Origin of the sequence: Alteromonas sp. V450, from assembly GCF_001885075.1 — a bacterium.
GTDB lineage: Bacteria > Pseudomonadota > Gammaproteobacteria > Enterobacterales > Alteromonadaceae > Alteromonas.
This window is the reverse complement of sequence record NZ_MODU01000004.1, coordinates 2,233,584-2,258,963: the sequence shown is the minus strand read 5'-3', so window position 1 is coordinate 2,258,963 and position 25,380 is coordinate 2,233,584. Positions and strand designations below refer to the sequence as shown.

At 46.9% G+C, this 25,380-nt stretch carries 20 protein-coding genes; all 20 read left to right on the top strand.

All coding sequences use genetic code 11. The features are described 5' to 3' along the window. Positions 1–211: 211 nt before the first annotated feature. The 20 genes from mraZ (at position 212) to BK026_RS09765 (ending at position 25,353) form a co-directional block, all read left to right on the top strand. A complete protein-coding gene (mraZ, locus tag BK026_RS09860) occupies positions 212–670 on the top strand; it encodes a division/cell wall cluster transcriptional repressor MraZ (protein ID WP_012519465.1) in 459 nt (152 codons plus the stop codon). Further along, positions 667–1,608, top strand: a complete 942-nt coding sequence (gene rsmH / locus BK026_RS09855; RefSeq protein WP_071815711.1) for a 16S rRNA (cytosine(1402)-N(4))-methyltransferase RsmH — start codon at positions 667–669, stop codon at positions 1,606–1,608. The genes mraZ and rsmH overlap by 4 nt, the downstream gene beginning before the upstream one ends. Continuing rightward, positions 1,605–1,940, top strand: a complete 336-nt coding sequence (gene ftsL, locus BK026_RS09850) for a cell division protein FtsL (protein ID WP_071815710.1) — start codon at positions 1,605–1,607, stop codon at positions 1,938–1,940. The genes rsmH and ftsL overlap by 4 nt, the downstream gene beginning before the upstream one ends. Continuing rightward, the gene (locus tag BK026_RS09845; protein WP_071815709.1) at positions 1,937–3,733 is read left to right on the top strand and encodes a penicillin-binding protein 2; all 1,797 of its coding nucleotides are present in this window, start codon (positions 1,937–1,939) and stop codon (positions 3,731–3,733) included. The genes ftsL and BK026_RS09845 overlap by 4 nt, the downstream gene beginning before the upstream one ends. Next, on the top strand, positions 3,723–5,288 hold the full coding sequence (locus tag BK026_RS09840) for a UDP-N-acetylmuramoyl-L-alanyl-D-glutamate--2,6-diaminopimelate ligase (protein WP_071815708.1): 1,566 nt from the start codon (positions 3,723–3,725) through the stop codon (positions 5,286–5,288). Before BK026_RS09845 ends, BK026_RS09840 begins: the two co-directional genes overlap by 11 nt. After that, positions 5,285–6,688, top strand: coding sequence for a UDP-N-acetylmuramoyl-tripeptide--D-alanyl-D-alanine ligase (gene murF, locus BK026_RS09835; protein ID WP_071815707.1), 1,404 nt, complete (start codon positions 5,285–5,287; stop codon positions 6,686–6,688). The genes BK026_RS09840 and murF overlap by 4 nt, the downstream gene beginning before the upstream one ends. Beyond that, entirely contained in the window at positions 6,682–7,764 is a 1,083-nt protein-coding gene (gene mraY, locus BK026_RS09830) for a phospho-N-acetylmuramoyl-pentapeptide-transferase (protein ID WP_071815706.1), read from the top strand. Before murF ends, mraY begins: the two co-directional genes overlap by 7 nt. A 21-nt stretch (positions 7,765–7,785) precedes the next feature. Further along, positions 7,786–9,318, top strand: a complete 1,533-nt coding sequence (gene murD, locus BK026_RS09825) for a UDP-N-acetylmuramoyl-L-alanine--D-glutamate ligase (protein ID WP_071815705.1) — start codon at positions 7,786–7,788, stop codon at positions 9,316–9,318. Beyond that, positions 9,315–10,739, top strand: coding sequence for a cell division protein FtsW (gene ftsW, locus BK026_RS09820; protein WP_083575062.1), 1,425 nt, complete (start codon positions 9,315–9,317; stop codon positions 10,737–10,739). Before murD ends, ftsW begins: the two co-directional genes overlap by 4 nt. After that, positions 10,732–11,874: an undecaprenyldiphospho-muramoylpentapeptide beta-N-acetylglucosaminyltransferase gene (gene murG, locus BK026_RS09815; protein ID WP_071815703.1), complete on the top strand. Its 1,143-nt coding sequence runs from the start codon at positions 10,732–10,734 to the stop codon at positions 11,872–11,874. The genes ftsW and murG overlap by 8 nt, the downstream gene beginning before the upstream one ends. After that, the gene (gene murC, locus BK026_RS09810) at positions 11,874–13,319 is read left to right on the top strand and encodes a UDP-N-acetylmuramate--L-alanine ligase (RefSeq protein WP_071815702.1); all 1,446 of its coding nucleotides are present in this window, start codon (positions 11,874–11,876) and stop codon (positions 13,317–13,319) included. The genes murG and murC overlap by 1 nt, the downstream gene beginning before the upstream one ends. Before the next feature lies 1 nt (position 13,320). Continuing rightward, entirely contained in the window at positions 13,321–14,304 is a 984-nt protein-coding gene (locus BK026_RS09805; RefSeq protein WP_071815701.1) for a D-alanine--D-alanine ligase, read from the top strand. 2 nt (positions 14,305–14,306) lie between these two features. Beyond that, the gene (locus BK026_RS09800) at positions 14,307–15,077 is read left to right on the top strand and encodes a cell division protein FtsQ/DivIB (protein ID WP_071815700.1); all 771 of its coding nucleotides are present in this window, start codon (positions 14,307–14,309) and stop codon (positions 15,075–15,077) included. A 7-nt stretch (positions 15,078–15,084) separates the two neighbouring features. Continuing rightward, positions 15,085–16,314: a cell division protein FtsA gene (gene ftsA / locus BK026_RS09795; RefSeq protein WP_071815699.1), complete on the top strand. Its 1,230-nt coding sequence runs from the start codon at positions 15,085–15,087 to the stop codon at positions 16,312–16,314. A gap of 109 nt (positions 16,315–16,423) precedes the next feature. Further along, complete coding sequence (gene ftsZ / locus BK026_RS09790) at positions 16,424–17,590, top strand: cell division protein FtsZ (protein WP_014977222.1); 1,167 nt, start codon at positions 16,424–16,426, stop codon at positions 17,588–17,590. 213 nt (positions 17,591–17,803) lie between these two features. Next, the gene (gene lpxC, locus BK026_RS09785) at positions 17,804–18,715 is read left to right on the top strand and encodes a UDP-3-O-acyl-N-acetylglucosamine deacetylase (protein ID WP_014950423.1); all 912 of its coding nucleotides are present in this window, start codon (positions 17,804–17,806) and stop codon (positions 18,713–18,715) included. Between the two features lie 209 nt (positions 18,716–18,924). After that, positions 18,925–19,803 (top strand): M23 family metallopeptidase, encoded by an 879-nt coding sequence (locus tag BK026_RS09780; RefSeq protein WP_071815698.1) that lies wholly within the window; start codon positions 18,925–18,927, stop codon positions 19,801–19,803. A 179-nt stretch (positions 19,804–19,982) separates the two neighbouring features. After that, positions 19,983–22,691 (top strand): preprotein translocase subunit SecA, encoded by a 2,709-nt coding sequence (gene secA / locus BK026_RS09775; protein ID WP_071815697.1) that lies wholly within the window; start codon positions 19,983–19,985, stop codon positions 22,689–22,691. Next, positions 22,691–23,077: an 8-oxo-dGTP diphosphatase MutT gene (gene mutT, locus BK026_RS09770; RefSeq protein ID WP_071815696.1), complete on the top strand. Its 387-nt coding sequence runs from the start codon at positions 22,691–22,693 to the stop codon at positions 23,075–23,077. The genes secA and mutT overlap by 1 nt, the downstream gene beginning before the upstream one ends. A 368-nt stretch (positions 23,078–23,445) precedes the next feature. Beyond that, positions 23,446–25,353 (top strand): methyl-accepting chemotaxis protein, encoded by a 1,908-nt coding sequence (locus BK026_RS09765; protein ID WP_071815695.1) that lies wholly within the window; start codon positions 23,446–23,448, stop codon positions 25,351–25,353. Positions 25,354–25,380 lie beyond the last annotated feature (27 nt).

Below are 25,380 nucleotides of genomic sequence, written 5' to 3'. Positions count from 1 at the left end.
CACTTCCTCATTTTGCTGTATATATAGACAGTTTAAAGCCAATGAATACGCGGCTTTCACGCCTTTTTTCTACTTGACAGTGGGGATCATTGATACCTAAACTGTATCTCAGTGGGTAAATGTGGCGAATTGTGGATCAAATCATCATCACTTTGCAGATTAGTACTCAAAAAACAAGAAAACCAAGAGCAAATAATAAAAGGCTAGGGGAATGTTCCGCGGCGCTAACGCAATCAATCTGGATACAAAAGGCAGACTGGCTATACCGACGAAGTATCGTCAGTCGCTGCTGGATGATTGTCAGGGACAACTGGTCTGCACCGTCGATACACAACAAAGTTGTTTGCTGCTTTACCCACTTCCCGAATGGGAAGAGATTGAGCTTAAACTCTCTAAACTATCAAGCATGATCCCTGCCGAGCGTCGCTTGCAGCGATTGCTACTAGGTTATGCTTCAGAAGGTGAGATGGATAAAAGCGGGCGCATTCTTGTTCCTACTCCACTGCGAAGTTTCGCAAAACTCTCAAAAGAAGTCATGTTAGTTGGTCAGTTAAACAAATTCGAAATTTGGGATGCCGATATTTGGGCACAACAAGTTGAAGCTGATATAGACACCGAACGCAAAGGCGAATTTGAACTTACCGAACGATTACAGGACTTTTCTCTATGACGCAGCCTAGCGAATTTAAACATATTTCAGTATTGCTTGATGAATGCATTGAAGCCCTGGCGATTAAACCAAGCGGTATTTATATTGATGCCACTTTCGGCCGCGGTGGGCACTCAGCGCGTATTCTAGATGCATTGGGTGAACACGGGCGTCTTATCGCCTTTGACCGCGACCCGCAAGCAATCAAAGCGGCAGAACGCTTCGCCGAAGATAAGCGCTTTAGCATTATCCACTCACCGTTTGGTGATATGGCAGAAGAAATCGAAGCGCTAGGACTAACCGGCAAGATTGACGGCGTGCTAATGGATTTAGGTGTGTCTTCTCCCCAGCTAGACGATGCCGAGCGTGGCTTTAGCTTTCTGCGTGACGGCCCCCTTGATATGCGCATGGACACCTCACGTGGACAAAGTGCAGCCGACTGGCTGGCCAACGCAGAAGAACAAGACATTACGCAGGTTATTAAAGAGTTTGGCGAAGAAAAGTTCGGCAAGCGCATTGCTCACGCCATTGTAAACACACGCAAAGAAACGCCTATTACGCGCACCGCTCAGCTTGCCAAAATTATCGACGAAGCCGTACCTGTAAAAGACAAATTTAAGCATCCTGCAACTCGCGCATTCCAAGGAATTCGCATTTATATCAATGCGGAACTTGAGCAACTTCGCGTGGGACTTAAAGCGGCCACACAGGTATTAGCGAAAGAAGGGCGCCTGGCCGTTATATCATTTCACTCGTTAGAAGACCGCTTGGTAAAGCGCTTCATTAAGGATCAAAGTAAAGGGAAATCAGTACCGCACAACTTGCCGATTACTCAGGCTGAAATAGATGCAGATAAAGTGCTCAAAGCCTTGGGTAAAGCGATAAAACCTTCAGAACAGGAGATTGCGAACAACGTTCGCTCTCGCAGTTCGGTATTACGGGTGGCTGAAAAGTTATGACCAAAGCCGCGCCAGACAAGGCCAGCACTAATTTTAAATTACTGCTAATCATTGTATCTGATTTGACCCGCAACAAGTTGCGGGTTTTGTTGTATTTAATGGTTATCACAAGTGCCATGGCGGTAACCCTTAGCAGTCATCACAATAGACAGCAGGTCATTGCCCTTGAAGACCTTATGCAAGAGAAAGATGAGCTTGATGTAGAGTGGCGCAATTTAGTGCTAGAGCAGCGGGCGCTAACGGAACACAATCGCATTGAAACCTTGGTTGAGAAACAGCTTGATATGTACCGCCCAACCGCCGATGACGAAGTAGTAGTGAGGCTGAAATGAACGGGACTTCATTACATCGCGCTTCATCTAAAACCACGCGCACACGCAAAAGTCTTGGGGCAAAACAGAATGTCACGCCAAGTCTGGTTCATTGGCGATTTATCGTTGTTTTAGTTGTCATTATGGCTGTGTTTGGGGTACTCGCGGCGCGCGCCGCCTATATTCAGGTAATCGAGCCAGATGAACTTATTCAGCAGGGGGACAACCGCACACTTAGAACCCGAGATATGCCAACCTATCGTGGGCTTATTACCGACAGAAATGGTGTAGAACTGGCAGTAAGTGTTCCTGTCCGCGCCATCTATGCCGACCCGAAAATCATTCATGAAAACAATGGTTTTGAAGAAGAACGCCGTTGGGAAGCGCTTGCAGATGTATTGCGCCAAGATGTTAAAGAGCTAAAAGAGAAAGTGGCTAACCCAAAACGTCGTTTTGTGTACTTGCAGCGTCAGGTGTCGCCTGCAATGGCTGAGTACGTAGACAAGCTGGACATTCCAGGTATTTACCTTCGTCGTGAAAGCCGTCGTTACTACCCTACGGGCGAGGTATCAGCACAGTTAATTGGCGTTACCGATGTTGATGATACGGGCGTTGAAGGCTTAGAACGCATGTATAACGAGTGGCTAACGGGCACACCAGGCTCTCGTAAAATACGCCGCGATGCGAAAGGGCGCCAGGTTGAAATATTAGAAACAAAATCTGGTGAAAAAGCCGGCGACCTGCAGCTAACTATTGATCAGCGCATTCAGGCACTTGCTTACAAAGAAATCAAAGAAGCCATGATTTACTATCAATCAAGTTCGGCTTCCGCCATTGTTATAGACGTGAAAAGCGGCGATGTTTTGGCCATGGTGAACGCACCATCATTTAACCCAAATGATAGAAGCAATATATCTCCGCATAGAATGCGTAATCGCGTAATTACTGATGCGTTTGAACCCGGCTCTTCATTAAAACCACTTGCAGTACTTACTGCGCTTGAATTTGGTGAGGTAGGTCCAGATGACTCGGTCGATACCTATCCTGGTTGGATGCGTTTGGGTGGCAGTCTAGTAAAAGACTCACGCAACTATGGCGAGTTAACGCTAGAAGAAATTATTCAGCATTCCTCGAACATGGGCACCTCTAAACTTGCGCTGTCAGTGCCTAAACAGTTCCTGCTTGATACCTACTACAACATGGGCTTAATGAGCGATACTGGGCTTAATATGGCAGGTGAAAGTAGCGGTATTTTCCACGAGCGCAGTCGTTGGTCTGAATTTGAGCTAGCTACGCTGTCGTTTGGGTACGGCATCTCTGTAACTACTGCACAGCTAGGGCGTCTCTACGCAACGTTGGCAAACGGCGGTATAAAAACACCACTTAATATCATCAAGTCACCGGAACAACCATCGTGGCAAGCTCAATCAGAACGGGTGATCAGCGAAGAAAACGCAAGAGCGATTGTTCAAATGATGGAAAGCGTAACCCAGCGGGGCGGCACGGCAACCAAAGCGGCCATTCCGGGCTATCGAGTCGCTGGGAAAACAGGAACCAGCCGAAAAGCAGTAGCCGGCGGCTACGGTGAAGAGTATGTCAATATTTTTGCCGGTATAGCACCTGTGTCTGACCCAAGGCTAGTAACCATTGTGTTGATCAACGAACCTGGCGGTGATTTGTATCACGCGGGTGATACCGCTGCACCTGTCTTTTCATCAATTATGGGTGGCGCGCTGCACATGCTAAACGTTACGCCCGATGACAAGCAGGTTACATCTAGCCGCTTATTGAAAGGAGGTCAAAGTGGTAGTTAGTGCCTTTATTCAAAGTATCAAAGCCTTGTTGGAGAAATTTGGTGTAGACGCCCCAGATATCCGTATTGAAGGTTTAACGCTAGACAGCCGAGAAGTGAATACACGCTTGGCTTTTTTGGCGATTAAGGGTCACGAACGCGATGGTCGAGATTTTATACCCCAGGCAATAAGTTTAGGGGCCCGTGTAATTCTGGCGCAAACTGAAGACAGTAGTGCCCATGGTCAGATGGAAATGCGTGACCACAGCGTCATTATCTCCTTGTATGAATTGCCACAAATGCTCTCTGCATTAGCTGCTGCATTTTACGACTACCCTGCTCAGAAAATGACGACAGTAGCAGTAACAGGGACAAACGGAAAAACCTCTACAGTTCAACTGCTTACCCAGCTCAAGGACGCACTAGGTACGCGTAGCGCAAGTATCGGAACTTTAGGTAGCAGCGTGTTTGAAGGCGATGAAACCCAATGGTCGAACACGCCGGCAGCAAACACTACGCCGGATGCCATACGTATGCAATATTTGTTGGCAGACTTTGTGCAAAGCGAAGTGCGCCATACGGCTTTTGAAGCAAGCTCGCACGCATTGGTTCAAGGGCGGCTTGGTACAGTAAAAACCGATATCGCTGTTTTCACCAACCTTACTCGAGATCATCTCGATTATCACGGCACCATGGAAGAGTACGGCAAAGCCAAGCGCTTGCTGCTTCAGCAGCCAGGTTTAAAGGCTGTGGTATTAAACGCTAATGATGATGAAAGTAAGAAGTGGGATGACGCAGCAGATAAGTCGATTACACGCGTCTGGACAGGTATAGACGAAACTGGTCTGGATGGAAGCGGTGAAAGTGAGTACTTACGAGCGCATAACAATCCTCAAAGTAGCCATTGTTTCGCCACAAATGCTTCTTATCATGCAGGTGGATGTAGCTTTGAACTGGTGAGTTCGTGGGGAAACGCTGCTATTTCGCTGCCACTATTCGGAAAATTCAATATCAGCAATGTACTTAGCGCTATAGGTACATTACTCGCTGAAGGTGAGCGTTTTGATGACGTGGTTAACGCGGTAAATGCAATCACGCCTGTACCCGGGCGAATGGAGGTCTTCCCGGTAACGGGGGCGGCTAACTTAGTGGTGGACTACGCGCATACGCCAGACGCGCTGGAGAAAGTGCTGTTAAGCGCCAAATTCCATACAACGGGCAAAGTGTGGTGTGTGTTTGGCTGTGGCGGGGACAGAGACAAAGGTAAGCGACCGCTAATGGGCCAAGCTGCTGAGTCAGGCGCTGACGCTATTGTGATCACTACCGACAACAGCAGAAGCGAAAGCCCTGAGTCTATTGCCAAGGACATCATTGCGGGTTTGAAGAACCGTGAGCTGGCAGTGTCTATACCTGATCGCGAGCAAGCTATTCGTCATTGCCTTGAGCATGCGCATGAAAGCGACATCATCATTGTGGCCGGAAAAGGCCATGAAGATTACCAAATTATCGGTGACAAAAAGACTAACTATAACGAACGTGCAGTTGTGGCGCGACTGCAACAGGAGTACAGCAAATGATAACAACAACGCTGTCATGGATAGCCGAAAAGGTTAATGGAAAATTAAAAGGCGCTGCTGACATCGAAGTATCAGCAGTAAGTACCGATACCCGCACCCTTGAAGATGGCGCAGTTTATCTGGCCTTGAAAGGTCCAAATTTTAACGGCCACGATTTTATCTCTACGGCCGAAAAAGCGGGAGCGAGCGCGGTTATCGCCAGTGAAGACGTAGCTACCTCGCTACCTGTCATCACGGTTGAAAATACCAAAGACGCGCTTGGTCTATTAGGTGCCGCGGTAAAATCATACGTGGCCCCCAAAACGATTGCGATTACCGGAAGCAGTGGCAAAACCACCGTAAAGGAAATGTGTGCCGCTATTTTGGCGCGAAGAGGCAATGTGTTAGCCACAAACGGTAACTTCAACAATGATATTGGTGTGCCGCTAACCCTTCTACGCCTTGAACCTCAGCATGAATATGCAGTGATGGAGTTAGGCGCAAATCACATGGGTGAAATCGCCTATACCACGAATCTTGTTAAGCCGGACGTAGCCACTATCGTAAATGCCGCCGCTTCTCATCTTGAAGGTTTTGGAAGCTTACTAGGTGTAGCGCGCGCCAAAAGTGAAATTTTTAAAGGCTTAGGCAGTGATGGTGTGGCGGTAGTTAATGTGGATAGTCAGTTTGCCGAATTCTGGCAAGGCAAACTTAAACAGACTAAAACGCTTACGTTTTCGCAGCAGAAAAATAATGCCGACTTTAGAGCGGAAGATATCACCATTGGGCTAGATGGCTGCGCCGCATTCCACTTGGTTTGCCCGCAAGGTGATATGTCTATTCAACTTACCATTCCAGGCATTCACAACGTGGGGAATGCCCTTGTTGCTGCGGCCTTAACGCTGCAAGTAGGCGCCACGCTAGAGAACGTGCGCGACGGTTTACTTGCCATGAAGCAAGTTAGCGGCCGTTTGAATGTAAAACAACTTACCGAACAGGTTCGCCTGTTAGACGATACCTACAACGCCAACGTAGCGTCTGTAAATGCGGCAATTGATACGCTAAGTAGCTTTTCAGGCATTCGCGTTCTTGTTCTAGGCGACATGAAAGAGTTGGGCGAAAAAGCGCGTTATTACCACGAGCAGGTGGGGGAATACGCTAAACAAAAAGGAATTAATTACCTGTATACCATGGGTGTTTTGAGTCAATCAGCCAGTGCTGTGTTTAATGAAAACGGTGGCCATTTCAGCGATGTTGAAAGTTTGTTGGCCGCAATGGAGAGTGATTTGTTAGTGCAGCAGCGCGATATTTCAATTTTAGTTAAAGGTTCACGCAGTTCCAAAATGGAACGTGTGGTAGAGGCGGTCGAGGCCTCTGCGCTGGGAAAGCACGATAGCCGTCGGGAGCGAATAGCATGTTAATTTGGCTAGCCGACTGGCTGACACAATTCGATGCAGGGTTTAACGTATTTTCATACCTTACCCTTCGCGCAATTTTAAGCACGCTGACCGCGTTACTTATTGCCATTCTTATTGGCCCTAAGATGATTCGTTATTTGCAGCGTATGCAAATTGGTCAAACGGTACGAGACGATGGCCCGCAAAGCCATTTGTCAAAATCAGGTACACCCACTATGGGCGGGTTACTTATACTCGCAGCAATTGTAGTAAGCGGCCTGCTTTGGGCTGACCTTACTAATCGTTATGTATTGGTAACACTAACCGTGGTTGTGGCCTACGGTATTATCGGGTTTGTTGACGACTACAGAAAAGTGATCCGCAAAGACTCGAAAGGGCTCATCGCCCGTTGGAAATATTTCTGGCAATCGGTGGTTGCGTTAGGCGTCGCATTCTATCTATACAGCAGTGCAACAATAAGCGCTGAAACCTCACTACTGGTGCCTTTTTTCAAAGAAGTGTTTCCGCAGTTAGGGGCGTTCTTCATCATCATTACTTACTTTGCCATTGTAGGCACCAGTAATGCGGTAAACCTTACCGATGGCTTGGATGGACTTGCCATTGTGCCCACTATATTGGTTGCGGGCGCATTTGCCATATTTGCTTATGTAACAGGTAATGCGAACTTTGCCGAATACCTGAATATTCCTCATATTCCGCTCACCAGTGAACTGGTGATTGTGTGCACCGCCATGGTTGGTGCAGGCTTAGGATTTTTATGGTTTAACACGTATCCGGCACAAGTATTTATGGGCGACGTTGGTTCATTAGCGTTAGGCGGCACATTAGGCGTGCTGGCTGTATTAGTGCGCCAAGAACTCGTGTTAATCATCATGGGTGGTGTTTTTGTTATAGAAACCCTGTCGGTCATCCTTCAGGTAGGTTCTTACAAACTGCGTGGCCAGCGTATTTTCCGTATGGCGCCCATTCACCATCACTATGAATTGAAGGGCTGGCCAGAGCCGCGCGTAATAGTGCGTTTTTGGATCATTTCAATCATTTTGGTTTTAGTGGGTTTAGCTACCCTTAAACTTAGATAAGCGGTAAAGAGATAAGCATTAATGTCGTATAACGTACGTGAGCATAGTTATGTGGTCGGTGGCCTGGGTGTTACAGGTCAGGCTTGCGTGCGCTTTTTGTTGCAACAGAAGGCAACGGTTAAAGCGTTTGATACCCGTGCTAATTTTACTCTAGTTACCGACCCTGATTCTGATCTTGATACTGACATGCAAGCGTTTATGGCAGAGAAGGTCACTTGCACCGCTCTAAGCGAAGATTACTTTGATGGTGTAGACACTTTGGTGTTAAGTCCGGGTCTTGCTTTGAATATTGAACAAGTGACTTTAGCGCAAAAGTGTGGTGTTGAGGTGATCGGCGACGTGGAATTGTTCGCCCGTTTAAATGCCTTAACGAGTAGTGCTACGCCAGCTAAGCGCGTAGTAGGTATAACCGGCTCTAACGGTAAAACCACGGTTACTTTATTAGTGAACCATCTGCTCAAAAGCTGCGGCGTAAAAAGCATTGAAGCGGGTAACGTAGGTCGCCCTGTGCTTGAAGCGCTTCAAAGTGATGCAGATGTAGTGGTGATGGAGCTATCAAGTTTTCAACTTGAAACTACGTCTAGCCTGGAGCTTGAAGCTGCTACTGTGCTTAATATTTCCGATGACCACCTAGACCGTCACGGTACCCTTGAAGCCTATATCGATGCCAAGCATCGCATTTTTGATAATGCGAAATCTGCGGTTGTGTGGCGAGACGGTGAGTTTGTAGCACCTTACGAGCAGCTTATTACCGATGCTAAGGGGATTGGTGCATCAAATTCAGTATCTGATGGCGTATCTAATGCCGCGTCTAATGAAGAGTCGCTAGCGTCAAAAAATATCGTTGAATATGGACTGGGAGAGTCGACCACAGGGTTTGCGATTGCGTCTTTTGACGGTGACGATAGTGCTCGTGACGATGAACAAAGTCTATATATAACGTTTAATGGCGAAAAGCTCATTGCCCTTAGCGATATTCATTTGGCGGGCATGCATAACGTACTAAACATCATGGCTGCATTGGGTATCTGCCTTCAGCTAGGTGTTTCGCCAGAGCTCGCGGTTAAACATCTACACAGTTTCAAAGCTGCACCACATCGCTGTGTGGAAATAGCCCGCGTAAACGACATCCGCTATATCGACGATTCCAAAGCAACCAACATTGGCGCCACGGTAGCTGCCCTTGAAGGGTTAGCTCCGACTATACAAGGGAAGCTCATTCTTATTGCAGGTGGTGACGCTAAAGGCGCTGATATAGCCAGCCTCTCGCCTTATCTAACTAAATACGTATCGCACGTGTTTGCCTTGGGCAAAGACGCGCATTTGTTTGAAAAGAATTTTGCCCACACTTCTTGTGTATCAACCATGAAAGAGGCCGTAAAAGCAGCAACAAGACTAGCTGCACCTGGTGATGTAGTGCTGCTTTCGCCTGCGTGTGCAAGTTTAGATATGTTTAAGAATTACATGCATCGCGGTGACGTGTTTAAACAAGACGTGCACGATCTCCACAATTTACACAGTGAGAACAACGGCGCTGTGGGGGCCGCATCATGATGGCTGCCTCTACCAAACTTAGCGCACTATTTGCTGCGAAACACGATGGGCAGCCCTCGGCAACGCAACCCTATGACGTGACGCTGATATTAATTGCGCTCGCGCTAATGAGCATTGGGGTTGTAATTGTAACTTCCGCGTCGATGCCGGTGGCCGATAGGCTGCACGACAATCCGTTCTATTTTGCTATTCGCCACGGTATTTATATTGTTGGGGCGATCGTCGCCGCTATGGTGGTACTGAATTTACCCATGCAGTTTTGGCGCATGACAAATCCCTACCTTCTGCTTGCGGCTATAGCGTTATTGCTAGCAGTACTGGTAGTGGGAAGAACCGTAAACGGGAGCACCCGTTGGTTGGCGATTGGCCCTATAACCATTCAAGCCGCTGAGCCGGCAAAGCTCTTTTTCTTTGCGTATTTAGCGGGGTATCTGGTTCGCCGCTACGAAGAGGTTACCGAGAACCTAAAAGGCTTCATAAAACCCCTTGTGGTGTTCTTTGCACTTGCAATGTTGCTTTTGCTTCAGCCCGACTTAGGTACAGTAGTCGTGATGTTTGCAACCACAATTGGCCTGTTGTTTTTAGCGGGTGCACGACTGTGGCAGTTCTTCGCACTGGTGTTTGCAGGCATATTAGCCGTTGTAGCGCTTATCGTGTTTGAAGAATACCGAATGAAACGGGTTACCTCCTTTTTAGACCCTTGGGCCGATCCGTTTGGCGCTGGTTATCAGCTAACCCAGTCTTTGATGGCCTATGGTCGCGGTAACTGGTTTGGGCAAGGCCTAGGCAATAGTTTGCAAAAACTGGAATTCTTACCCGAAGCACACACTGACTTTGTTATGGCCATCTTAGCGGAAGAGCTAGGCTTTGTTGGTGTGCTTGCAGTACTTGGTCTTATTTTATGGATGGTGTTGCGTGCGCTGAGCATTGGAAATAAGGCACTAGAAAAAGGGCGAGCGTTTGATGGGTACATGGCTTACAGCATAGGCATCTGGTTCAGCTTTCAAACGGCGGTAAATATTGGTGCAAGCGCCGGTATTCTGCCAACAAAAGGGTTAACGCTGCCGTTAGTTAGCTACGGCGGCTCGTCACTTATCATCATGTCAGTAGCAGTAGCCATATTACTTCGTATCGATTTTGAATTACGGGTTGATGGCGTACAGGCGATCGGCCGAGGCGATAGCAAATCAGGTAAGAGTAAGGCCCGCCGTAAAAAGCCGATACCAACAAGCGCGTCCAAATCTAAAGCATCGCATATTGAAGGTGATGCGAGCGTAGAGAGCAAGGTTTATGAAGCTGATTTTTCTACTGCGACGGTTGAAGCTAAACCTAGCGCCAAAACATCAAGCGCAGAAGATGAAGGAAAAGCTGGCATTAAAGCTATACTCGCGCGCGTGGCGCAGGAGGCTGATAATGGCTAAGCGTTGCTTGATTATGGCTGGTGGTACAGGCGGGCATGTTTTCCCTGGTCTTGCAGTGGCAAACGCGCTTCGAAATGAAGGTTGGGACATTCATTGGCTAGGCACCGCCGAGCGGATGGAAGCGCAAGTTGTGCCAAAGCACGATATTCCCATTCATTTTATTCCGGTAAAAGGGCTTCGTGGTAAAGGTATAGCGGCACGCTTTGAAGGCGCCATTGCTTTAGTTAAAAGCTTATTTTCAGCAAGACGAATTATAAAGCGTCTTCAACCTGATATCGTGGTCGGATTTGGCGGTTACGCAAGCGGCCCGGGCGGGGTAGCCGCAAAAAGTTTAGGCATTCCCGTTATTGTGCATGAGCAAAATGCCGCGGCAGGCATGACCAATAAGCTTCTCAGTAAAATCGCAAGTCGGGTGCTTCTGGGCTTTGAGGATGCGAAAGAACAATTTTCAGGTGGCGCTATTAAGGTGCATACTGTGGGCAATCCTGTTCGAGACGAAATTTGGCAGGTGAAGCCCAAGTCTGTAGACATTGACGCAGACGTTCGTGCAAACACTCTTGAAAGCCGTTTTGAAAACACTAGTGAGCACAAGCAAGGTTTAAATATGCTTGTAGTTGGCGGCAGTTTAGGTGCACAAATTCTCAATGAAACCGTGCCGGAGACTTGCGGGGTGCTAGAAGGTTTATCAATCAAACACCAATGTGGAAAGGGCAACAGTGAAGGTGTCATTAAAGCCTACACGTCGGTGGGCGCAGATATGTCGAAAATCGATGTCAGTGATTTTATTGATGACATGGCCGCAGCTTATGAATGGGCAGACTTTATTGTCTGTAGAGCCGGTGCGCTTACGGTAAGTGAAGTCGCAGCAGCCGGACGCGCGGCGATTTTCGTACCGCTACCTTTTGCGGTTGACGATCACCAAACAAAAAATGCGCAGTCGCTAGTGAGGCAAAATGCGGCACTAATGATTGCTCAATCTGTATTGAAAGAAAATTTAGGGCAGGTGGTACGTCAGTGGTTACAACACCCTGAAGGCTGCTTAAAGATGGGTGCTGTTGCGAAAACATGTGCAAGCACTCATGCCACGGAAAATGTAGTAAGCCACGTTAAAAGCGTGGTAGGAGTAGGGGACTAATGGTTTTTAAAACCCCATTTGAAAGCCCGCAAATGCGCAGGGTGAAAAATATATTCTTTATTGGTATCGGCGGTGCCGGTATGGGTGGTATTGCCGAAGTATTACTAAACGAAGGTTATGCTATTGCTGGCTCTGACATTCAAGAAGGGCCAATGACACAGCGCTTAAGCGAATTAGGTGCTGATGTGAAAATAGGCCACCGTGCGGAAAATGTTGAAGGCATGGACGTTATTGTGGTGTCTAGCGCTATCAATGAGCAAAATCCAGAGATTATCGTTGCTCGTGAAAAGCGCATTCCGATCATTCGCCGTGCAGAAATGCTGGCAGAATTGATGCGATTCCGCCACGGTATTGCGGTGGCGGGTACCCACGGCAAAACTACCACAACCAGTTTAATTTCAACGATTTTCGCAGAAGCGGAGTATGACCCTACGTTTGTTATCGGCGGTTTGCTTAACAGTGCTGGTACGAATGCGCGTTTGGGTAAAAGCCGTTATCTAATCGCAGAGGCCGATGAGAGCGATGCGTCGTTCCTTCATTTGCAGCCGATGGTTTCTGTGGTGACCAATATAGAAGCAGACCATATGGATACTTATGGGGGCGACTTCTCAAAGGTGAAAGATACCTTTGTTGATTTCTTGTCGAACCTACCGTTTTACGGGCAGGCAATCGTATGCGGTGACGATGCAAATATCCAAGAAATTCGCCCTCGTATAGGTCGAAGCATTCTTACCTATGGTTTTGAATCACATAACGACTATCGCGCAGAAAATGTTTCTCTGTCATTCGGTAAAGCGAATTTCACGGTTATTCGCCCAGAACGCGAACCGTTAGATATTACGCTGAACCTCACCGGTAACCACAATGTGCTAAATGCCCTTGCTGCTATCGCTGTCGCAACCGACGAAAGTGTAGACGACGACGCTATCATTCGCGCACTAGCCAGCTTTGGTGGAATAGGTCGTCGTTTCGAGCAGCTAGGTACGTTTAATACCAGCAAAGGTGAGGTGTGTTTGGTGGATGATTATGGTCACCATCCAACGGAAGTAAGGGCGACTATCGCTGCGGCTCGTGCAAACTGGCCTGATAAGCGCTTGGTTATGGTTTATCAACCACATCGCTTTACGCGAACCCGCGACCTTTACGAAGACTTTGTTGAAGTACTGTCGAGTGTTGATGCCTTGTTGCTTCTGGATGTTTACGCAGCCAGTGAACAACCTATTGAAGGCGCTGACAGTAAAGCGCTATGCCGTTCCATTCGTCAGCGTGGTCAAATCGAGCCTGTATACGTAGGTGACAAAGACGCCTTACCAGCTATTTTGGCGAATATCATGCAAGATGGCGACATTGTCATGACACAAGGCGCGGGAAATATCGGACAGATTGCTAAGCTTCTTGCCCGTCACGAATTAGAAGCAACATCGCTTGCAAAGGAAGGGGAATAAGATGTCTAAACCTTCAGTAAGTATTCACTCACAGAAAACCCACTCGCCGAACGAGTATGGAAAAGTTGCTGTACTGCTTGGCGGCGATTCTGCTGAGCGCGAAGTATCGCTAAATTCTGGGAATGCGGTGCTAAACGCGCTGTTGAGACAAGGGGTGGATGCGTTTGCGTTTGACCCAGCAGAGCGACCGCTTACCGATCTTCTCGACCTAAACGTTGATAGAGCACTAATTATGCTGCACGGTCGTGGTGGTGAAGATGGCTCTATGCAAGGAGCGCTTCAGCTACTGAAAATCCCCTATACCGGAAGTCGAGTTTTAGGTTCTGCACTGGCAATGGACAAAATTCATACTAAGCAAGTGTGGCAAAGTTTAGGCTTACCCACTGCAAAATATGAAATTGCTGATAAAAGGCACTTTGAAGCTGGTAAGTGCAGCGCTATAATGGATAAATTGGGGAATGAAGTCATGGTAAAACCGGCCAGAGAAGGGTCGAGTATTGGCATGGCGAGAGTGACAAGCGCTAAACAGCTCGAAACTGCCATTCAGGACGCCTTTAAATACGATAATCAAGTCCTGTTAGAACAGTATATAGATGGCCCTGAATTCACTGTTTCTGTATTGCAGGGACAGGCGTTGCCGTCTATTCGCATGTCTACTCCACATACATTCTATGATTATGCTGCGAAATATCAGGATAATACAACAGAATACTATTGCCCGAGCGGCTTGTCTGAAGAGCAAGAAGCACAGCTAGCAAAACTAGCATCCCGTGCTTTTGATGCTATTTCTGGCAGCGGCTGGGGTAGAATTGACGTTATGCAGGACAACCAAAGGCAATTTTATTTGCTGGAGGCGAACACAGTGCCTGGCATGACAGAAAAAAGTTTGGTGCCTAAGGCAGCCAAAGTTGCAGGATTAACATTTGACGAACTGGTATTAAGTATTCTTTCTACCAGTTTTGATGACGTTGCAAACAAGGCGTAAACGTGGCTGATACCAATACTAATCAAAATAAGCCTGCTTCTGAAAAGGGCGGCAAAAGTAAAACGGCAGTGTGGGGCGGCGTCGCTTTCTTACTGTTTGTTATTGCAGGATTAGTGTTTGGTGGGCTTAAAGCAAACCAGTATTTGCAGGATGAACAGCAAATGCCGGTACAGGTTATCGATTTTTCTGGTGATTATCAGCACATCGATATTACCAAGCTAGAGCGATTAATACGCAAGGCGCAGCCTGGAAGCTTTTTTGCGCTTGATGTCAACGAAGTATTTGAGCTTGTTGAAGCGCAGCCTTGGGTTTATCGCGCGTCAGTTAGAAAGAAATGGCCAAATACGTTGAAAATTTATTTGGTTGAGCAGCAGCCCGTTGCGCAATGGAATGAAGATTTGTTGTTAAACCCTTATGGCGATACGTTTAACGACGAGGGCGTGAAATTAGATTTACCACGCCTTTACGGGCCGGGCGGCAGTGAAAAAACGGCCCTTGAGGGCTACAACGCCATGCACGCGCTAATCGCGACAACGGATATGACGTTAGAAGAGTTATCTTTAAGCGAGCGATTTGCATGGCAAGTGCAGTTGAAAAACGGCATTAAATTGAATTTAGGACGTCAGGAGTTTATCGATAGGCTACAACGCTTTATTGATGTTTATCCACTTCTGGCGCAACAAGAGAAGGCGGTGAAATACGTCGACCTTCGCTATGACACGGGCGTAGCAGTCGGATGGAAAGACGACAGCGCCACAGATGAAGAGAGTTAAGGAAACCATGTCAAAACCTGCTGAACGCAATTTGATTGTAGGGCTAGATATCGGCACCAGCCAAGTAAAAGCTGTGGTGGGTGAATTACTAGAAGATGATCAAATCAGTATTGTTGGCGTGGGCACCCATGCATCGAAAGGCATGGATAAGGGCGGCGTTAACGATTTGAACCTGGTGGTGAAATCGGTCCAGCGTGCAGTAAACGAGATGGAGCTAATGGCAGATTGCCGTGTGTCTTCAGTTTTCATGTCTATCTCGGGACGACACGTTAAGTGCCAAAATGAAAATGGCATGGTACCGATTAACAATCAGGAAGTAACACAAGAAGACGTAGATAACGTTATTCATGCAGCGCGCAGTGTGCCAATTGCAGCGGAACGTCGTCTACTACACGTGTTACCACAAGAATTTACTATTGATGTGCAGGAAGGGATTAAGAACCCTATTGGCATGTCGGGAGTAAGAATGGAAGCGGATGCTCACATTATTACCTGTGCCGACGATATGGCGAAAAACATGGTGAAATGTGTTGAGCGTTGTGAACTTAATGCCGATCAGCTGATCTTCTCAGCATTGGCATCGAGTTATGCGGTACTGACTGACGACGAGCGCGAGCTTGGCGTATGTGTGGTTGATATCGGTGGCGGTACTATGGATATGGTTATATTCACAGATGGTGCCATTCGCCACACGGCAGTTATACCGGTTGCGGGTAATCAAATTACCAGCGACATTGCTAAAATATTTAGAACGCCTATTAGCAATGCAGAAGAAATTAAGGTGAATTACGCCTGTGCATTGAAAGATATGGTGAGTATGGAAGACAGCATTGAAGTACCTAGCGTGGGTGGACGCCCGGCTAGAGTGATGTCTCGCCATACGTTAGCTGAGGTTATAGAACCTCGCTATCAAGAGCTTTTTGAGCTGGTACATGATGAAATTCGTGCCAGCGGTCTGGAAGAGCAAATCGCAGCAGGTCTTGTACTTACTGGCGGTACCGCTAAGATGGAAGGTGCTGTGGAATTTGCCGAAGAACTTTTCCAGATGCCCGTGCGCGTGGGCAAACCCATCAACGTAAAAGGCTTGTCCGAATATGTTGATGATGCTGGCTTTGCGACAGTCGTAGGACTGCTGCAATATGGCAAAGTACAATCTGATAATAAGAAGTCCAGTACGCAGAAGACCGGTGAAAGTTTATTTCATCGAGTGCAAAGCTGGTTTAAAGGTGAATTTTAATTTTATTTTGGGGGCGCTATAGCTACGGCATTAAGGCTAGCAGGAAGCAATTAGCCTAAGGGAATGACCTGGCGTAGTGTTTAAAAAGACGTACAACCGGAGAGTAAGTATGTTCGAATTAATGGATAGTCACGGCGAAGAAGCCGTAATCAAAGTCATCGGTGTCGGTGGCGGCGGCGGCAATGCCGTTGAGCACATGGTATCTCAAAGCATTGAAGGCGTAGAATTTATTGCAGTTAACACCGATGCACAGGTGCTTCGTAGCTCAAGTGCAGACGTTACACTTCAAATTGGTTCAAGTGTAACGAAAGGGTTAGGTGCGGGTGCTGATCCGAACATTGGTCGTGAAGCAGCACAAGAAGACAGAGAAACCATTCGTCAGGCGCTAGACGGTGCAGATATGGTTTTCATCACTGCCGGTATGGGTGGTGGTACAGGTACGGGTGCAGCGCCAGAAGTGGCGAAGATTGCACGTGAAATGGGTATTCTTACGGTAGCTGTGGTAACTAAGCCATTCCCATTTGAAGGTAAAAAGCGTACTTCGTTTGCTGAGCAGGGTATTGTCGAACTGTCTAACAACGTTGACTCTTTAATTACTATTCCAAACGAAAAACTACTTAAAGTAATGGGTCCGGGCACGCCGCTTCTTCAAGCGTTTAGCGCAGCAAATGACGTATTACGCGGTGCAGTTCAAGGTATTGCCGAGCTTATCACTCGCCCTGGTCTAATCAACGTTGACTTTGCAGACGTACGTACTGTTATGTCTGAAATGGGTAAAGCCATGATGGGTAGTGGTGCTGCAAGCGGTCCTGATCGTGCAGAAGAAGCTGCTGAAGCAGCGATTGCTAGCCCGCTTCTTGAAGATATCGATTTGTCAGGTGCGCGCGGTATTCTTGTGAATATTACGGCTGGTCCAGATTTCGCTATTGACGAGTTTGAGACTGTAGGTAACGCCGTTAAAGCATTTGCTTCAGAAAATGCCACAGTGGTTGTTGGTACGGTTATCGATATGGAAATGACAGATGAGCTTCGCGTTACGGTTGTTGCAACCGGTATTGGCGCAGAGCGCAAGCCTGACATTTCGCTAGTTAGCTCAGAAGGTTCTCGTCTAACTCAGCCTGCAAAAGAATATGGTAGCACGCAATCAAGCGAGCCACGTTCTGCAGTAGGCGGTACAGAGGGCAACCAGGCGCTAAAAGCAGATGATAGTGCGCAGCCAGACAACGATTTGGAATACTTAGATATTCCTGCGTTTCTTCGTAAGCAGGCAGACTAATTTAGCTGCCTGAAACGGAAGGGAATTATTTTACGTTTGTGATGTCTTACCTAGTAAGGTGTATTTACACAACGTGAAAAATTTCGCGTGGATAGGTTGATTGAATACGTAATCTGACAGGGTTAAATCCGTCAGATCGGGTGTTTTTTGACATGTGAGTAATAACTCACTATAATTCGCGCCCGCTTTTTTAATAGGTAAAAGCTTAAGTAGATGATTAGACAACGTACAATCAAGCAATCGGTACAAGAGACCGGAATTGGGCTTCATAAAGGGGAAAAGGTCACAATGACTCTCCGACCTGCGCCAGCAAACACGGGTATCGTGTTTAGGCGTGTTGACCTTGAACCACATGTTGACATACCTTCGCGTGCGAACGCGGTAGGTAATACCATGCTGTGTACGTGCCTGAACAACGAAGACGGTGTAACTATCCAAACGGTAGAGCACTTAGCGTCTGCGCTTGCAGGTTTAGGTATCGATAATATTATTGTTGAAGTAGACAGTAACGAGCTGCCAATTATGGACGGAAGTGCTAGCCCGTTCGTATTCTTGCTTCAATCTGCCGGTATCGAAGAGCTAAACGCGCCTAAGCAATTTATTCGCATTAAAAAGCCAGTTCGTGTAGAAGATGGCGATAAGTGGGCCGAATTAGTGCCTTACGACGGTTTCCGCGTTGATTTCCAAATTGACTTTGATCATCCTGTGATCAGTCAAACTCGTCAGCATATGGTGATGGATTTTGATTCATGCTCGTATGTGAATGAAGTAAGTCGTGCGCGTACCTTCGGCTTTATGCGTGACTTAGAGTATATGAACGCTAATAACCTAGCGTTAGGTGGTAGCATGGAAAATGCTGTAGCGCTAGATGAGTTCCGCGTGCTTAACCCTGAAGGGTTGCGCTACGATGATGAATTCTTGAAGCATAAGATCTTGGACGCTATCGGTGATTTATACCTTGGCGGTCATAGTTTAATTGGTGAGCTGCGTGCTTATAAAACTGGGCACGGCCTTAACAACAAGCTCTTAAATGCCGTTTTAGCACAAAAAGAGTGTTGGGAGTTTGTGACCTACGACTCGCAGGAAACAGCACCAATTCGTTACGCTCAACCGGCGTTAGCGTAAAAATTTAGAAAAGCCGCCTAACGGGCGGCTTTTTTTCATATGGCAATTGCTGTAATAAATGATACAGTAGCCGAATAATTAATATAAATTTCACCCATTCGACAAAAAAACTATACGTTTTAGATTGTCGCCTTTGGCTTAAAACACATTCATAGCGTTATGAAGTAGTATGAAAAAGAATGGCGTGAAACAGCAATTTTCTTCGTGGTATGAAATTAACAATCACATTAGCAGGTAAAAACAAACGCTACAGGCACAGCATTAGTGTCCGTACGCTCGTGAGCGCGACAGTGCTCTCGTCTATTTTTATGCTAGTGTCGAGCCGTTCTACTGAATCTGTGTCGGAAGATGTAGCACGGGTTCGTTTAGCGCAAACAGAAGTCAATGAACGACAAAAAGACGTTGAAGCGCTAAAGCAACAAACTACGATAAAACTAAAAGCTTTACTTTCTCATGTAGCCGAATTGTCTGCACAGGCCTCGCTACTTGACGAGAAGGGCAAGCAAATCGCAACAGAATTAGGTATGTCAGCGGCTGACCTGGACGCTTTCGTACCGGTATCGATACCGGCAAACCTCCAAGACGACCCCGTCCTTCATGAAATAGCCAAACTAGAGCAATCTCTTGATTTAAAGTCTCAACAGTTGTCTATGCTTGAAAGTTTGGTAAGGGGTCACCATATCAACGAACAGAGCCAATTATCTGGTCGTCCGATAGAGTCAGGGTGGTTGTCTTCTTATTATGGTATGCGGGCCGACCCGTTTACTGGCGAACCTACCATGCACAAAGGGCTAGACTTCGCGGGTAAAGCAGGGGAAAACGTAGTAGCAACTGCCGCAGGTATTGTGACCTGGGCGGGTGAGCGCTACGGCTATGGCCAACTAGTAGAAATTGATCACGGTGATGGCTTTGTTACCCGCTATGGGCACAACGACACCCTTACTGTTTCAATAGGTGATGTGGTGACCAAAGGGGAGCCAATTGCGAAAATGGGCAATACAGGGCGCTCAACTGGCGTTCATGTCCACTACGAAGTAATAAGAAACGGAAAACCAATCGATCCTCTGCCTTTCGTTTACAAAAAGTAGACAAGGTAGCAGCCAGGTAATTCTCGTTGATAATGCCTTATTAGTTAAGTTCATTTGAAGCGAAGAAGCATAATTTAAGAACATCGCAAAACACAATGTGGTTAACGTTGTGTTTTATACGTTTAATTTAGCTGTGCACGATGCGCGGCGCCTCGACAAGTAGTGGAATATAAAAGCTAATGTTTTCAAGCATCCTTCGAAAAGTATTCGGTAGTAGAAACGACCGATTATTAAAAAAATTACGCAAAAACGTAGATGCCATTAATGCACTGGAAGCAGAATTTGAAAAGCTTTCCGATGAGGCGCTAAAGGCTAAGACAGACGAATTTAAAGCGCGTATTGAAAAGGGTGAAACCCTTGACGATATTCTTGTAGAAGCCTTCGCTACTGTGCGTGAAGCAAGTAAACGCGTATACGGCATGCGTCACTTCGACGTTCAGATGCTAGGCGGTCAAGTACTTCACGAAGGCAAAATTTCGGAAATGCGTACCGGTGAAGGTAAAACCCTTACGGCTACTTTACCAACTTACCTTAATGCCCTATCCGGCAAAGGTGTTCACGTTGTTACCGTGAATGACTACCTTGCACGTCGTGATGCTGAGTGGAGTAATCAATTATTCATGTTTTTAGGTATGCGTGTAGGTTGCAACGTTCCGGGTATGTCACCTGAGCAAAAGCGTGACGCTTACCAAGCAGATGTTACCTATGGAACCAACAACGAGTTTGGTTTTGATTACCTGCGCGACAATATGGCATTTAGCCCACAAGACCGTGTACAGCGCCCGCTTAACTATGCGGTAGTGGATGAAGTTGACTCAATCCTTATCGACGAAGCCCGTACGCCACTTATTATCTCTGGCCAGGCTGAAGATAGCTCAGAGTTATATCGCCGTATCAACGTCATCATTCCTAAGCTTGTTCAGCAAGAAAAAGAAGATGAAGAAGGCCAAGAAGGCGATGGTGATTACACTATCGACCTTAAAGCAAAACAAATACACCTTACCGAGCGCGGTCAATTACACGTTGAAGAGATCCTTCACGAAGAAGGCTTGTTGCCTGAAGGTGAGTCGCTGTTCGCTGCAGGTAATATCTCATTACTGCACCATATTAACGCGGCCCTTCGCGCGCACAAGCTGTTCGCGAAAGACGTAGACTACATTGTTAAAGAAGACCAAATCGTTATTGTAGACGAGCACACCGGTCGTACTATGGAAGGACGTCGCTGGTCTGAAGGTTTGCATCAGGCTGTAGAAGCGAAAGAAGGTGTTCGTATTCAAAACGAAAACCAAACCCTTGCTTCAATTACCTTCCAGAATTACTTCCGCTTGTATAACAAGCTTGCAGGTATGACAGGTACTGCCGATACAGAAGCCTTCGAATTTAACCATATTTACGGCTTAGAAACGGTAGTTATCCCGACAAACCGTCCGATGCAGCGTAAAGATATGGCTGACCTTATCTACCTAACGGCAGAAGAAAAATACGAAGCTATTGTTGAAGACATTAAAGAGTGCGTTAAACGCGGTCAGCCTACGCTTGTGGGTACGGTGTCTATCGAGAACTCAGAGCTGATTTCTCGTATTCTTAAAAAGTCGAAAATTCCTCATAAGGTACTAAACGCAAAGTTCCACGAACACGAAGCTGATATCGTTGCACAAGCTGGTAAGCCAGGCGCGGTTACGATTGCAACTAACATGGCAGGTCGTGGTACCGATATCGTGTTAGGTGGTAACTGGCAAGCGGAAGTTGAGAAGATTGAAAATCCAACTGAAGCGCAAATCGAAAAGATCAAAGCTGAGTGGAAGAAGAGCCACGACGCAGTACTTGAATCTGGTGGTTTACATATCATTGGTACAGAGCGTCACGAGTCTCGCCGTATTGATAACCAGCTTCGCGGTCGTTCGGGCCGTCAGGGTGACCCAGGTTCAAGCCGTTTCTACCTTTCATTAGACGACGCCCTAATGCGTATCTTTGCCTCTGAAAAAATGGGCAACATGATGAAGCGTTTAGGCATGGAGCGCGGCGAAGCCATTGAGCACCCGTGGGTAACGCGTGCGATTGAAAATGCACAGCGTAAAGTTGAAGGCCGCAACTTTGACATTCGTAAACAATTGCTTGAATACGATGATGTGGCCAACGATCAGCGTAAAGTTATTTACGAACAGCGTAATGAGCTTCTTGATGAAGGTGATATTAGCGAGACTATCGCAGCTATTCGTGAAGATGTTATTTCAAGCGTTGTCGATGAATACATTCCGCCACAGTCTCTTGAAGAAATGTGGGATGTGAGCGGACTTGAAGAGCGCATGCGAGCCGATTTCGCCGTAGACTTGCCAATCAAAACCTGGCTTGAAAATGACGACAAGCTCTACGAAGAGAAGCTTCGCGAGCGCATTCTAGGTGAAGTCGTGGATGCTTATAAGCAGAAAGAAGCGGTAGTGGGCGAGCAGGTACTGCGCCAGTTTGAAAAAGCGGTAATGCTTCAAAACCTAGACAGCCATTGGAAAGAGCATTTGGCAGCAATGGATCACCTACGCCAAGGTATTCACCTGCGTGGCTATGCGCAGAAGAATCCTAAGCAAGAATACAAGCGTGAGTCGTTTGCCTTGTTCTCTCAAATGCTAGAAGCGCTTAAAGTTGAAGTGATCACTATTCTTGCGCGTGTAAAAGTACAAGCTGAAGAAGACGTGCAGAAAGTAGAAGAGCAACGTCGTCAAGCTGACGATGTGCCTAAGAACTTCGAGCACGAAGAAGCGAACGCGACGCCAGAAGAGGCAAGTGACAAAGTACGTACGCAAGTGCGCGAAGGTGCGAAAGTAGGCCGTAACGACCCATGTCCATGTGGCTCTGGTAAAAAGTATAAGCAGTGTCACGGCAAGCTTAAGTAATGAAAGTAGTACATGTTGCTGTGGGCGTTATCGCTCGCGGCGATGAAATATTCATTACTCTTCGCCCTGACAATGTTCATCAGGGCGGAAAATGGGAGTTCCCTGGCGGCAAAGTAGAAGAAGGTGAGACCGTTCTACAGGCGCTGAAGCGAGAGCTTGCTGAAGAAGTGGGGATTATTGTAAACCGCAGCGAGCCGGTAATAGTGATAACCCATGATTACGGCGACAAGCAAGTTAAACTAGACGTTCATCGCGTCTATGACTTTGCTGGAGAACCTCATGGTAATGAGGGACAGCAGTCTAGGTGGGTTAACGTGAAGGCACTTCATGCAGCAGACTTTCCAGAAGCTAACGTCCCGATCATAACTGCACTTCAGTCATTGTAACCAACGTAGCAAATCAACTAAGCGGCCTACTCGGCCGTTTTTTATTATACCTAAGTATAAGTTCTTCATTTCCAAATATTTTCTTTATAAAAAAAATATTCCTTTAATTAGGCTGTTAGACTTTTGTACTTTGACAAAATTGTCATTCTCACCTTGTGTATTATCTTATATATAAGCTTTTGTTTTTATACGGCAATTATTTATTTGTGTCATTTGTGACAATAGTGACATTTTAGGGGCTGCGTGTGTTAGCAAGAGTTTTGGGTATTTAACTTCATATAAAAGTATGTGGATTTATACTCTTTTGGGCTGAATTTTAACCGATATTTAACAGGTGATTTACTGCCATCTACATATCGAGGTTAACTATGGCGCTCAAAAAAACATCAGACCCAGTCGCTGCACCCACCGTTCAAGTGGATGCGAAAATGAGAAAAGAAGCTGAAGAGCAGCGCCGAAAAGCACGAACGCTGGCAAGGCAGCAACAAGCTGCCGAGCGTGTGGCATCCGCAACGACTGAACTAGTCAGCGGTGTGAATCAAGCCTCTAGCGCAACAGACCAACTATCTACGGCTGTCAATGAAATTGCAGCGGGTGCCGAAGAATCAAGTAGCGCCAGTCAAGAAAGCTTAGCGGCTGTCACGCAGATATCAGGGGGCTTAGTTGCGCAGCTTGAGCTTGCGGGCGCAACCATGGATAAAACCAATGAGCTCCAAACGTACTTAGAACGTGTGGTCGGAGATCTAGGCACCATGATGACCAGCGTTAAAACGGCTTCAGAACATCAATCACGTTCCGTAGTGATGATGAGCGAGTTAGAACAACAGGCATCTAACATTGGCGAGGCTGTCAAACAAGTCACACGTATTGCTGATCAAACCAACCTCCTCGCCCTTAATGCTGCTATCGAAGCCGGTCGTGCCGGCAAGCATGGTAAAGGCTTTGCTGTAGTGGCTGACACGGTTCGTGCCCTTGCGGAGGTGTCTGACAAAAGTGCCGCTGATATTGCCAAGCAAATCGAAAAAATTCAGGAGCAATCTAATCAGGTATCCGATGCAGTTAAAGCGTCTTCCGAAGCCGCACTAGAAGAAGTAACAAAAGGTGAGGCCGTTACCGAGCAGTTAGTCACTATTAAAGATGATATGAAGTCGATTGCAGATGGTGCAGATGAATTACAATCGCAAGTTAAATCGATGGATGGCGCCGCTAAAGAGATCCAGCAGGGTTCGGAAGCCATCTCTTGCGCAGCAGATGAACAATCTACAGCAGCGCAAGAAGTATCTTCCAACGTATCTGAACAGAGCGTTGCCTTATCGCAGGCGGAACAAGCTGCACAATCGCTAGAGCTTATCACTGAAGAGTTGAAAAATAGCACTGATATCAATAAAAGTGCCGAAGAAGTCGCATCTTCGGCTGAGGAATTATCGGCAACCCTAGAAGAGATTAATCGCTCGTCTGGCGAGATTATGACAGCGCTAACTCAGGTGAACAATGGGTCACAACAAGCTGCGAGTTCGGTAGATCAAGCCGTCGGTAATATTGACTTATTGCGAGAGGGCGTTGATAAGGCGTCATCTCAGTGCGATGTGGCACTAGAAAAAGGTAGTGCAATAACGGCACTCTTGAAAGAGAACCGCGCCCTTATAGAAGGCATGGTAAGTGGCATTAACTTGGCACTTGAAACGAGTAAAGAGAACGTAAGTGCCATTAATGAGATGGAAACCATGACACGTCAAATCGACAAGGTCATCGACACCATTACAACCGTTTCAGTTAAAACTAGCATGCTTGCGGTAAATGGCGCAGTCGAAGCGGCAAGAGCGGGTGAATATGGTAAAGGTTTTGCGGTTGTTTCAGCTGACATTCAAAGCTTAGCTGACGAAGCAGCTGAAAATGTGGAACAAATAAAAGACCTCATCAAAGCCATTCAAGATCAAACAGTGAGTGTTAAAACTGACCTTACCAACGTAGCCGAGAGCGCATCACGAGAAGTGATGAAGGCGGTACAAACAACCAAAGACGTTGAAAAGATAGCAGCCGATATCTCTGAGGTGGTGGAGTACAACCAAGCCATGAAAGACCGGGGTGAGGAAATTGCCGCAGGTGTTACACAAGCGCAGAAAGGCCTTGAGCAGATTGCAGCCGCCAACGAGCAGGCAAGCAGCAACTGCCAGCAAGCGCTTAATGCTGCTGAGCAACAGAGCAAAGGCATGGAGATCCTTGCAAAATCGATTGAAGAAATTGCATCAGTGGCAGACGAAATGCAAAACGGTTAATTATCCACCTTGTCAGAGGAGTCTTTC